The 13,381-nt window shown below is 31.3% G+C and carries 8 protein-coding genes; 7 read left to right on the forward strand and 1 reads right to left on the reverse strand.

Features of this window, described 5'->3' with window-relative positions; translation table 11 throughout:
* Positions 1-137: 137 nt before the first annotated feature.
* On the forward strand, positions 138-788 hold the full coding sequence (locus CHRY9293_RS17580) for a J domain-containing protein (protein ID WP_162034171.1): 651 nt from the start codon (positions 138-140) through the stop codon (positions 786-788).
* A gap of 246 nt (positions 789-1,034) precedes the next feature.
* Here the strand turns inward: CHRY9293_RS17580 and CHRY9293_RS17585 are convergent, their stop codons facing one another.
* The gene (locus CHRY9293_RS17585) at positions 1,035-2,216 is read right to left on the reverse strand and encodes a DcaP family trimeric outer membrane transporter (RefSeq protein WP_162034172.1); all 1,182 of its coding nucleotides are present in this window, start codon (positions 2,214-2,216) and stop codon (positions 1,035-1,037) included.
* A 612-nt stretch (positions 2,217-2,828) separates the two neighbouring features.
* Between CHRY9293_RS17585 and gcvP the strand changes: the two genes are divergently transcribed.
* The 6 genes from gcvP (at position 2,829) to CHRY9293_RS17615 (ending at position 13,232) form a co-directional block, all read left to right on the forward strand.
* Positions 2,829-5,687: an aminomethyl-transferring glycine dehydrogenase gene (gene gcvP, locus CHRY9293_RS17590; protein ID WP_162034173.1), complete on the forward strand. Its 2,859-nt coding sequence runs from the start codon at positions 2,829-2,831 to the stop codon at positions 5,685-5,687.
* Positions 5,688-6,090: 403 nt separating this feature from the next.
* Entirely contained in the window at positions 6,091-8,082 is a 1,992-nt protein-coding gene (locus tag CHRY9293_RS17595) for a hypothetical protein (RefSeq protein ID WP_162034174.1), read from the forward strand.
* A gap of 421 nt (positions 8,083-8,503) precedes the next feature.
* Positions 8,504-9,361, forward strand: a complete 858-nt coding sequence (locus CHRY9293_RS17600) for a WG repeat-containing protein (protein WP_162034175.1) — start codon at positions 8,504-8,506, stop codon at positions 9,359-9,361.
* 1,096 nt (positions 9,362-10,457) lie between these two features.
* Complete coding sequence (locus CHRY9293_RS17605; protein ID WP_162034177.1) at positions 10,458-10,790, forward strand: DMT family transporter; 333 nt, start codon at positions 10,458-10,460, stop codon at positions 10,788-10,790.
* An 84-nt stretch (positions 10,791-10,874) separates the two neighbouring features.
* Positions 10,875-12,230 (forward strand): deoxyguanosinetriphosphate triphosphohydrolase, encoded by a 1,356-nt coding sequence (locus CHRY9293_RS17610; RefSeq protein WP_162034178.1) that lies wholly within the window; start codon positions 10,875-10,877, stop codon positions 12,228-12,230.
* Positions 12,231-12,296: 66 nt separating this feature from the next.
* The gene (locus CHRY9293_RS17615; protein WP_162034176.1) at positions 12,297-13,232 is read left to right on the forward strand and encodes an SPFH domain-containing protein; all 936 of its coding nucleotides are present in this window, start codon (positions 12,297-12,299) and stop codon (positions 13,230-13,232) included.
* Positions 13,233-13,381: the final 149 nt, after the last annotated feature.

The following is a 13,381-nucleotide window of genomic DNA, read 5'->3' on the forward strand; positions in this document are numbered from 1 at the left end:
CCGAAATATTTATGATGTATTACAGTATAATGTTCTGTATTTTATAGTATAAATGAATTTTTTCTCATCATATGTAAGATTAATATCCTGATTGGAAATGTAAGAAGAAAAATAAATCCTTATTTTTGTACAGCTTAATGAAAGATTACTATTATTTTCTTGGGATTTCTTATGATGCTTCGGAAGAAGACATCAAAAAAGCATATAGAAAATTATCTTTAAAATATCATCCTGATAAGAATGATAATGATGCTTTTTTTGGTGATCGTTTTCGGGAAATTCAAGAAGCATATGAAACATTAAGTGATATAAGCAGAAGACGAGCTTACGATCAAAACTTAGAAAGTCAGCAAAAAAGCTTTAGGTATACCATTCCGCCTTCCATTAAGACTTTTAGTGCAAATAAAATTCATGCCAAGAAAGGAGAGGAGATTATTATCAATTGGCAAACTCAGAATGCAGATATTGTAAAGGTGCTTCCATTTGGATTGGAGAAAGCGTATGGTGAACGGATTTTTAAAATTACTGAATTTAAAGATGGGAAATTTCAGTTGTTACTTCATGCAACAAATTCGCTTTTACATAAGACCATAGTTCAAGGAATTACTATTACAGAAGTTTTTGAGAATAACTCAGAAAAATTTATGGATAGAGCAGAAGACTTATTTAAGACACAATCAAGAACGGTCATGAATCCTTATGGTCAGCCAAAAATTATAAGAATAGGTATAGCTATTATAGTGCTATTGGCCGTAATTTATTTTTTTATAAAAGTATGGATTAATTAAGCCATTTTCTTCCTACCAGGACATTTTTTACATCTTTTTCCTTTTTTGAATTTTTTACAGCAAGATTTTTTTTCACAATATATATTTTCATTATTGATCCCATAAGAAGGGGCCAAAGGAGGAACTTTAAAAGGGATAACTGTATTCATGATACAAATATATTAATTTAGAATAAATATAATTAATATTTTTTTAAATAATTTTATCCCTTTTTAGTCCGTGTGTAATTTTCTTGTTTTCAATTGTTTAGAAAGAAAAGGCGGTGGAACACTGGATTCTAAATCCTTCTGTTGTCTTGTTGTCGAAACTTTTTGATTTTCCATAATTTCCTTCAATCCCCATTCTAAATCTTTTATAAGGTTGATAAACAATATTAAGACCTGCATTTTGAAAATTTTGCAGCATATTTTTAGGAATAAGATCATCTTTTCCAAATTGGGAATAACTATAGTAAGCAACCGAGCTCCATTTTGGACTCCACCAATGTTCATAAATCCCCAAAATATTGAATAAATTTAAAGTTTTTAGTTTATTATTTTGAAGATCGGGTACGGCATCGTATTGCTCTCCGCTTAAAACAATATTATAATTGGAATATCCTTTTCCATAAGAGGATTGTAGTCGGAAATTATTCAAATTACCAGTATATAATTTTCCGGAAACCATACCTGCAAACCCCATTGTTGTCTGTGTTTTTGCACTAGTTGAAGCTATATCCCCCGTTTGATAACTGATAGGAGAAATGATTCCTCCGACTTTAATATAGTCTCTATCTCCACCATAACGATACATTCCCGTAAAAGAAGGGATTACAGCTTTGCTTTTCCAATTTAATGAATCAGGCAGACGTACACTTCTTTGTGCAGGATCTTCCAACGATAGGCTAAGTTCCTGCTTTTTGGAAAGTGCAGCTGAATATCTGACTTGTAATGTTCTTATAAACATGGTACCGTTTGGTCCTGCAAAATCAAAGATATTAGGAAAGATATCAATATCGGAAAAATTACTCCATGTTTGCCCTACTAATATATTTTTCCATTCAATATATCCTTTTCTAAATCTGGGTGCTGTTGTTCCGTTAGGACCAAAAAAATCTATTTCCACATAAGCGGATATCCCATTCTCTGCATTAGGTTGCTTTATCCCAACTCCTAACTGTGATTGTCTTACACTAAAATAGCTGGTTGTTGAGTTCTCTTGTGGAGATTTGATGGATGGGGCTGAAAATCCGTCTTTAGATCCCATTTCTTGAAAGTCTATCATAGCATCAGCTTGTACAAAGCCTTTTAAGTAAACTGACCAGGGCCCTTCTGATGAATCTGGATTAGGTTGTACAGTGGTGATTGTAGTCTGAGCGTTCATCTTTATATTGAATAAAGGCGCAAGAACGCATAGGGCTATAAGCCTCGAAGTGTTTTTTCTTATCATTAGATTTGTGTAAATATTATGCTGTTGTGTTTTTTAATTGCTTGTGTTCTTTATAAAATAGGTTTGTTCTTATATTTTTTTTATTATTTTTTAATTTTTTATTTACTTTAATAACCAAACTATATGAAAGTAACTCTTCATATAAAAAAATTTGTTTTCATTTTGTGTTAATAAAATAAATTTTATGCCAAAAAATGAATGGTATGTTTAGTTTTTGCCTTCGTTTTCATGTATATTATTCACTATTTAGATGAAAGAAATTAATATTGTAAATATCTATCAATCAGTATTTTAGTGTGCTTTTTGTAATATTGGTGAAAACTACAAAATAATTTTTAAATGCTTTTTTAGAAATATTTTATATGAATGAAATAGTATTTTTCTATTGATGTGTTTTTTTTAGAATTATTGTGGAATATTTTTTTAAAATTTTATTTTTTATTAGTAAAATATTTTTTTTATTTTGTTTGAAAGGAATGTGAAAAAAGATGATCTTTTTATAATAATAATTGGTTTTCCTTGATTTTTAGGTGGTTTTCGAATTGTTGTGCAATCGCTTAAAAAGATGTAATTTTACCCATCTTTTTTACAAACAAAATCTAATAAATAAAAATGAATACAGAACAGTTTGTGAGCCGCCACATTTCTATTAATGAAGCCGATAAACAGGCCATGTTGGAAAAAATTGGTGTTTCAAGTATTGAAGAATTACTTTCTCAAACAATTCCTTCTTCTATCCGTTTAGAAACAGATCTTGAAATTTCTGATCCTCTTTCAGAATATGAAATGCTAAGCCATTCAAAAGATCTTGCATCAAAAAATGCAGATTTTACTAATTATATTGGTTTTGGATATCATAATACCCTATTACCATCAGCTATTCAAAGAAATATTTTTGAAAATCCCAGTTGGTATACTGCATATACTCCTTATCAAGCAGAAATTGCACAAGGAAGATTGGAAGCTCTTCTTAACTTTCAAACTGTGGTATGTGATCTTACAGGGTTTGGTTTGGCAAATGCTTCATTATTGGATGAATCTACTGCTGCGGCAGAAGCAATGCATATGTTTTTTAATAACAGAACTAAAGATCAGAAAAAAGCAAACGCAAATAAATTTTTTGTATCTCATCTCGTATTGCCACAAACCGTTTCAGTATTAAAAACAAAAGCCGAAGGGTTAGAAATAGAGATTATAGTAGGAGATCATAAAACACATCAATTCGATGCTTCTTATTATGGAGTTTTATTACAATATCCCGGTAAAAATGGGATTGTATTAGATTATACCGAAGATATTGTTGAGTACAAAAAGCTAGACCTCCAAGTGGTAGTAGCATGTGATCCGATGGCTTTGGTGAAACTCAAGTCTCCGGCTACTATGGGAGCTGATTGTGCGGTTGGAACTAGCCAAAGATTTGGTATTCCAATGGGGTACGGTGGACCTCATGCTGCCTTTTTTTCTTGTAAAGAAGACTATAAAAGAGATATCCCGGGAAGAATTATAGGTGTTTCTCAAGATATGTACGGAAAACGTGCTTTGAGGATGGCATTACAAACCAGAGAGCAGCATATTAAGAGAGAAAGAGCAACTTCAAATATTTGTACAGCTCAAGTACTTTTAGCCGTTATGGCCGGAATGTATGCTGTTTATCATGGACCTAAAGGATTAGGTTATATTGCGGATCAAATTCATTTTAAGGCAAATGCTTTAAAGGGTGGTCTTCAGGCTTTAGGATATGAAACTGTTGAGGATCCGATTTTTGATACTGTTAAGGTAGTCATGGAGGAAGATGAGAAAAGCAGACTTACCTTGATTATGAGAGATCATAAGATTAATCTCAATTATTTTACTGAAGGAATTGTAAGTATTGCAATTAATGAAAGTACAACACTAGATAAATTAAATGATCTGATGGCTTCTTTTGCGCAGTTTAAGGATCGACAATCATTTAAATTAGAGTTAAAAGAAGGATATAGTATTCCGGATAGTATTTTAAGAAAAGATGATATTCTTACAGAAGAAGTATTTAATAAATACCATACAGAAACGGAATTAATGCGTTATATCAAGCGCTTGGAGAGAAAAGATTTGTCATTGACGCATTCTATGATATCTCTAGGGTCTTGTACGATGAAATTGAATGCTGCTACTGAAATGCTACCTCTTTCTTGGGTAGAGTGGGGAGGTGTTCATCCTTTTGTGCCGATTGATCAAGCAGGAGGATATCAGGAAATGATTGAAGAACTTGAAAAAGATTTGGCAAAAATTACAGGTTTTGCGGGAACTTCTTTACAGCCCAATTCAGGAGCGCAGGGGGAATATGCTGGGTTAATGGTGATTAGAGAATATCATAAATCAAGAGGAGAAGAACATAGAAATGTGGTATTGATTCCTCAATCTGCCCATGGAACCAATCCTGCTTCAGCAGCAATGGCCGGAATGAAGATTGTTGTAGTTAAAAATCTTGAAAATGGCGAGATTGACTTTGATGATTTAAAAGCTAAGACTGAACAATACTCTGATAGTTTATCTTGTGTAATGATCACTTATCCTTCTACTTACGGCTTCTTTGATGCTAATATTAAAGAGATTACGGCTCTTATTCATAAACATGGCGGACAGGTATATATGGATGGAGCTAATATGAATGCTCAGGTTGGATTTACAAGCCCGGGTAATATCGGTGCTGATGTTTGTCACTTAAATCTTCATAAGACTTTTGCAATTCCTCACGGAGGGGGAGGTCCTGGAGTAGGGCCAATTTGTGTAGCAAAACACTTAGTTCCATTTTTGCCTACCAATGCTAATATCAGAGTTGGAGCTAAAGAAGCGATTCAAGGGATTTCTGCTGCGCCATATGGTTCAGGGTTGATCTTGAATATCTCTTATGCGTATATTAAAATGCTTGGAGCTTCGGGGTTGAAAAAAGCCACTGAGCATGCAATCCTAAATGCAAATTATCTGAAAGAAATATTGGCGGAACATTTCTCTATTTTATATTCAAATGAGAATGGGAAAGTGGCGCACGAATGTATTGTAGATTTCCGTCAGTTTAAATCATTAGGAATTGAAGTAACAGATGTGGCGAAAAGATTAATGGATTACGGTTTCCATGCACCTACTGTTTCTTTCCCTGTAGCAGGGACATTAATGATTGAGCCTACGGAGTCTGAAAGCAAAGCAGAAATTGACCGATTTGCAGAAGCCCTAATTTCAATTAAACAAGAGATTGATGAAATAGCAAATGGACAGGCCGATCCGGTTAATAATGTATTGAAAAATGCCCCTCATACGGAACAATTGGTTATCTCTGACTCTTGGGATAAGCCATACAGCAGAGAAAAAGCTGCTTATCCATTGAATTGGGTAAGAGATCACAAATTCTTTGCTTCTGTATCTCGAGTTGATGAAGCATTTGGAGATAGAAATTTGATTTGTACTTGTGAGCCTATTGAAGCTTATATGTAAATGAAAAATCTTTTATGAAATCTACTTCTGCTATTGAGTCAAAACTGAAAAGTAAATGAGATGATGATTTAATATGGTAGATAATCATTATAGAAATAAAATTTCCTACAGGTTTTCTTGTAGGAAATTTTATTTTGAATTATTTTCAGGTTTATGGCTAATTCATCTACTTTTTATACTGTTGTAAAACTTTTTTTAGGGAAAAAATCATACATTTGCATATCACTTTTTTGTGATTTAAAATAAATAATCATACGTTACCATTCTTAAATAATCGCATTTACTTTGCCAATTAATAATATATATTTTGGACTTGCTGATTTTACATTAGGTTAGGTGTTTTGATATTTTACTATTACTTACTTTAATTAAAAAAATATATCAAAAACAATTAAAATTTAATATGCGGAAAAACTTTATTTCAGGTTTTCTATTAATCGCTTTAGCTTCTTTTCTGTCCTCTTGTAGAAACAATGACATCTTGATGGAGCATGAAATACCCAATAACAGTAGTAAATTTCAACTGATCTCAAAAACTATTAGTTTAGATCAAAGTAAGCATAAGCTAATACTCAATAATACATTGGAAAAGGTTCAAAGAAATCTTCAAACCATGAATTTATTAGGTAAGGGTGTGGATGGAGGTATTTATATCGATACTGATAATATTACTTATATCGAAAATGGCTTGAACTATCATACCTACACCTTTAATCTTATAAGAGATCATTCTTCAGATCATTCATCATTAGAAAATTTAGTATTAACACCACTTCCTGATGGGACCTACAAAGAATTATTAGTGTCTTATAACCTAACAAAACAGGAGAAACAAATTCTAAAAGCAGGAGGTTATATTGATATAAGAGGTAAAGAGACTATTATTGAACTTTCAGACGATATATTGACCTCAGCTTCAAAAGGATCTGGAATGACGAGTTGCGGATTTGTAGAAACTTATACCATTAGAGGTTGTAGTGATGTTCACAATGGAGTATCGACACATAATGAAAATAATACTTCTGAATGGGGGAATTGCAAAGCAGATAGGAAACCGGGTGTTCATATGACTATGACCTACCGATGTGATTTTATTAATGATACTAATAATCCTGGGACGGGAGGAGGAGATGGAGGTAGCATAGGAGATGATAACGGTACGTATGTACCTGGTGGTGGCTCAACAAGTCCATGTAATGGAAATGGGATAGCGACTGGACCATTTAATCCTAGTGAGAATTTAGGAGATGGAAATTGTACGGGAATTCCCACATCCCCAACTGTAACACTCAGTACATTCTTTAGATACATTAAAAGTCTACCGACTGATTTACAAAATCTTATTAATAATCCTGAAAATAAGGCTTTCTTTGAAGGTTTACAAAGTTGTTACGATGCAAACAATAGTGAAGAATCTAAGAATATTATTAAATGGGGATTGCAGTTTAAGCAAAATAAAACAATTACTTGGGAAGAATTTCAACCTATATTTTTAGCAGGATATAATTTCTTAACTGATAATTATGCCGATACAACTAATCCAGAGCAGATTTTTACAAGAATAAAAAATTTAAACGACGCATTAATTCAAAATCCTAATTTACTGGTAGATATTCCATGTAATGAATTACCTAAATGGAAAGACCTAGCAAAACATCAAATTCCACAGTCTGTTAAAGATAAATTAAGAAAAATAAATAATAACACATCTTGGTATCAGGATGAATTTTCAATTCAAAATTTAGATTTTGCTTCTGGAGCAAGTGTAAACATGGATCTATTTCCTGTGAAAATAACCAGTATGCCTAATAAGCTTGGTACTAATAAAAAATATACGCCTACTGAATTTTTTGACTTTTTTAGAAGAAATATAAATCTTTTTGCTGAAAAGTTTTCTCCTTTAGTAAGTAGTTCTTATGGTGTGGATGATGCTGCATTATGGTTTTCTAATAATCCCTTAGGATCCCTTATACATATTGAAATACCAGGTGATAATGGAACGGTGATATGTTCTGGGTATAATGTTCAAGCATGGGTGTTTACTACAGTTCAAGCTCCATTTAATTTAGATGGTATGCATCCTGTTAGTGGAAATAGATTATTTGGATATTATATAGATCATAATGGTTTTATGTATATTTATACAAGAGGAGTAGATAGATTTACAAAACCTTATGGAGGTAATATTTTAACATATTTAACTGAAAAGCTTGCTTTTTCAAAGGCAGATGAATTATGGGAAGGTATGCAAATTAAGCTAGAAGCTTATATTAATAATACGCAAAATGGTGGCTCAGCTGAGAAATTAGAACCGGTAAGATATAGGCCTATATATTCAAAAATCACAAAATATTTAAAGAATAAGTCTTCTTTATCAAGTTTAGGATGTAATTAATTTTATATGAGATTTACTGAAAACTTTTATAAGCTATTATTAATAGTATATGTGTTTATTTTTTCTAAAAATATTTTACAGATTTTTTTTGGGATAATAACTACTTCTTCTAATAAACAGTATGATAGTTTAATATTAATTAACCCTTTCAACTTTTCGAATTCAACTTTTATATTTTATTTATTATATTTTATTTTATATGAATTGGTGATATTGGGTACTAGTATTTATTTACCACTTTATATATTATTATTTTTTATAGTTAGAAGATTAGGTAATAAAATTTCTATCCACATTTTATATTTATTAATATTATACTGTATGGCCATCTGGCTTTTTAATGTTGAGATGGATCCTTTTTGCATTTTAGTTATAGGGATCTTAGGGTTTCTCAATTGGTTTTTATTTAAAAAATGGGTCAATGAAAAATAGTTTCTTTTTTATAGTGAATCTTTTGCTTTTTTCATTGGATTTAAAAGGTCAAGAGTTGATAAATTTTAGTCAAGATACACTATGGGGTTATAAAGATAAAATGAATAATATAATTATCAAACCTCAATATCAATATGCGAGAAAGTTTATAGAAAATTATGCTGTCGTTTCTAAAAATGATTCAGTAGGAATTATTGATAAAAAAAACAATGTAATTATACCTTTTAAATATAATTATCTCCAATATCTAGGCGATGATAAATTTATGTTTGGCTATAGAACTAAATATTTTGGGGAGTATGATATGGGGATTATGGATAAAAATAGCACAATTATAATTCCTTCTCAATTCTATTATATAGAAAAACGCAATACATTTTATAAGGTCACTAAAAATATAGATACAATTTTGGAGACTGGTGAATTGGGAGATTTACGTTCTATAAAAAGTCTGCATGGTATTTATGATATAAATGGAAGAGAAATTATTTCTTGTGATTATGATTATATAAGAGAATTAAAGGAAGAATTATTTATATTACAGAAAGATGGTCTTGAAGCTCTTTACAATTATAAAGGAAAAGCATTAACTGATTTTATTTATTTCTCAATAGGTGATTATGTAGAGGGGCTAATAGGCGTAAGAAAAGAAAACAAATGCGGCTTCATTAATCAGCAAGGAAAAGTCATTATTCCTGTGCAATATGATTATTGTGAAAATTTTGAAAAGGGCATTTCAACTGTTAGAATAAACAATAAATTCTCAGTGATTGATAAAATGGGAAAGTATATTGTAAAAGATGTAAATACCTATGAGGAAATAAAAGAGATAGTTCGAGAAAAATAAATTTTTGAAAAATATAAGATAAAGTATCTAAAATAGAAATTAATTTATCTTATATCTTGAAAAAACCTCTTCCGAAATAGGGAAGAGGTTTTTTGTGGACTTATTTCTGATTTTTCTTCACTCTATAGGTATAGAGTAAAGTGAGTGCCATCGTGGTGCAAGTTATAAAAAAAGCAACTTTAATGGTATCCATGTCATCAGGCTGAATGGTATTATTGCTCTTGCTACAGGAAAATAGGAGCAATATCGCCATAGGGAGGCCATAAGTTAAAATTTTTTTCATCAAGTATGTCTTTTATTTGTGTGTTACTGTTTAAACAAAAAATATGCCTAATTTACTTTGATAATCAAATGGTTGTGTTTGTGACTAGAATAGGTGTTTGGGGCTTGGGTTGTAGGATTATATGATGAAACGAAAGTATATCTTAAAATGTACTTTTACATTAGTCAATCTGTTGGATGAAGGGTATAAAAGAAAAAAGTCGAACCCACGTTCGACCGAAAAATATAAAAATTAATTTGTAGATATTAAATTAGTGTTGAATTTTTGGATACGAGCCCTTTTACTCCCAATATGAGCAAAAGAGCTATCATCTCAGACCAAATCAAAAAATAAACACTCGTTAAATAGCAAAATAATCTAAATAATTGAATTTTTCTAAGGAAGTTTCAATTAATTCCCTTCTTTTCTAGCGGTAATGAAATAAGAAGTGAATACTACTAAACATGTTGCAATTCCTACGTAAGTGATCATTTGTTTAATTTTTGTTTAATTAGAATTTTTTTAATGATTATTCAATTGCAATAATACAATTTTCAATCAATATATGAAAATGATTAAATATGATGTTTATCAGGGTGTTGTAAGTTGAAATTATTCGCTTTTTATAATAGTTTGTTTGTATTAAATTAATGTAAAATAAAAAATTAATGTACATTTTTATTATCTTATTCATAAAGTGAATGAAATGAACTGCCTGAATTATATCCCGTATTTAATAAATAATGCCTCAAAAAAATAAATATGGAATACATTTTATTGTTTTACCTCTAGAAAAAAGGATTTGTTATTTTTGTATAAGAAGTTTATTTTATGATCCGTAGCTATATCTATTTAATAATAGCAATTACGTTGGAAATTATTTCAACGACTTTCTTAAAAAAAACAGAGCAATTTACTAAGCTAATACCTTCAGTCATTACTATAATCGGCTATATTGCTACGTTTTATTTTTTGAGTCTTACATTGCGTCAAATCCCGGTTGGAATTGCCTATGCAATTTGGTCTGGAGTCGGAATTATTTTTATTACGATTATTGGAGCCGTTGTTTTTAAACAGATACCGGATCTACCTGCCTTGGTAGGTATTTTATTAATTTTGATCGGTGTTGTCGTTATCAATCTTTTTTCTAAAATGGGAACTCATTAAGTGAATAAAAATATAAGAGTCTCCTGAAATAAATGCCTCCATAGTATTCCATAAAAATAAAATTTGAAGTAATTTTGAAAAATGATGAATTTAAACCAGATTTTCACCAATCAGCGTACCGGAAATAATCCCAATACTAAAGCTTCAAGAACTGATTTTCAAAGAGATTTCGACAGAATTATTTTCTCATCCGCATTTAGAAGGTTACAGAATAAAACTCAAGTTTTTCCTCTTCCTGGAAGTGTATTTGTTCATAACCGTCTCACCCATTCATTGGAAGTATCTTCTGTGGGAAGAAGTCTTGGGAGTATCATTGGCGAATTTATTTCTGAAAATTTTAAAAGCGATCTTACAGAAGAATCCAAAGGCTTTTATCTTCATAATTTAGGAAATGTAATCGCTGCAGCATGTTTATGTCATGATGTAGGAAATCCCGCTTTTGGGCACTCCGGGGAAGATGCTATTGCCAGCTATTTTGAAAAAAATGAAAAGGACCTGAAACCAAAATTTAACGAAAGGGAATGGGCGGATCTTGTCAATTTTGAAGGGAATGCCAATGCCATACGCGTATTAGCACATCAGCAACAAGGGAAAGATGAAGGAGGAATACAGCTTACCTATACAACGTTGGCAAGTATTGCAAAATACCCTTGTGAAGCCATTGCAAAACAAAAAGGAATACTTCACAGAAAGAAATTTGGTTTTTTCCAAAATGAAAAAGATATATTTCTACAAATAACAAAAGGGGTGCATTTAATTTCTGAAAATGAGGATCCTTATATTTTCAAAAGACATCCATTTGTATGGTTGGTTGAGGCTGCCGACGATATTTGCTATAATATAATAGATATGGAAGATGCTCATCGATTAGGTATTGTTTCGACTTCGGATTGTGAAGATTTATTTTTTGAATTAGTTAAATCTGAAACAGATGATGTTAATAGGGTGAAGCAGAAATTAAGTTCTATTTCAAATGATAATGAAAAGATATCTTATTTAAGGGCAAAAGTTATTAACGCATTGATTAATAAATCTATAGAGATTTACAAGCATCACTTTATAACCATTTTTGAAGGCAATTTGGATAAAGCTCTTCTCGATATTTATAAATCTGAAAATAAAGTATTGCAAAATATCGAGAGTTTTTCTATTGAAAAAATTTACAATCATAGAGCGGTTGTAGAAATTGAAAATGCCGGCTATAATGTAATGTATGAATTATTAGATCATTTTATTCCATCCATTTTAAAATCTAAAGATGAAAGAAAATCATATGATAAAATGGCATTGAAGCTTCTACCTAAGCAATTTGTGTATGAAGAAGGGACGGACTATCAAAAAATACTAGGGGTTATTGACTTTGTTTCCGGAATGACAGATAATTACGCAACGGATCTTTATAGGAAAATTAAAGGAATTGATATTGGAATGACGGTTTAATAAAAAAAATAAGTGGTATATTTATAACAAAACATACAAAGTTACGACTTATTTAAAAATTAAACTATGGGATTTATATTAGTGCCTGTAATTTTTTTAGGGCTTATTATTTTATTTGCTTCCTTTTTTGTAGTTAAGCAAGAAACGGCAGCTATTATCGAACGTTTTGGTAAATTTCAATCGGTAAAACATTCTGGGCTTCATCTTAAACTTCCGATTATTGATCAGATTCCTAAGAGATTGAATCTTAGAATTCAGCAGCTTGATGTGATGATTGATACAAAGACATTGGATAATGTTTTTATAAGAATGAAAATTTCGGTTCAATATCAGGTGATCAGAGGCCAGGTTTCGGATGCATATTATCGCTTGGAAAATCCGGAAAATCAGATTACTTCTTTTGTTTTTGATGTAGTGCGTGCAGAAGTTCCGAAAATGAAATTGGATGATGTGTTTGTGAGAAAAGATGATGTGGCAATAGCCGTAAAAGGAGAATTACAAGAAGCAATGAATAGTTACGGCTATGATATAATAAAAGCTTTAGTAACAGATATTGACCCGGATGAGCAGGTAAAACATGCAATGAATAGAATTAATGCAGCAGAAAGAGAGAAGACGGCTGCGGAATACGAATCTGAAGCCCAAAGGATTAGAATTGTAGCGGTTGCAAAAGCAGAAGCCGAGTCTAAAAAATTGCAAGGACAAGGAATTGCGGATCAAAGAAGAGAAATAGCAAAAGGACTTGAAGAATCTGTGAGGATGCTTAATAATGTAGATATCAACTCTCATGAAGCATCTGCATTAATTGTGGTTACACAGCACTATGATACTTTACATTCCGTAGGTTCAAGCAATAGAAGTAATCTTGTATTACTGCCTAATTCACCTACGGCAGCAAGTAATATGCTAAATGATCTGGTTGTAGCTATGACAACAGCCACTACGGTAGGAGAAGCAACGAAAGGGAATTATCCACCGCCCCCAAAAGAACACGGACATTAAACAATATATCATAAAATACCAAGAAGCCGTCTCACAACTGAGGCGGTTTTTCTTGTTAAAAAGTGAATAATTTTTATACATTTTGATTTGTTTTTTGTATATTTATTTAGTAATCAATTAGATATATGGCTTTTAGGCATTATAATCAA

Source organism: Chryseobacterium potabilaquae, assembly GCF_902728265.1.
GTDB classification, from domain to species: domain Bacteria; phylum Bacteroidota; class Bacteroidia; order Flavobacteriales; family Weeksellaceae; genus Chryseobacterium; species Chryseobacterium potabilaquae.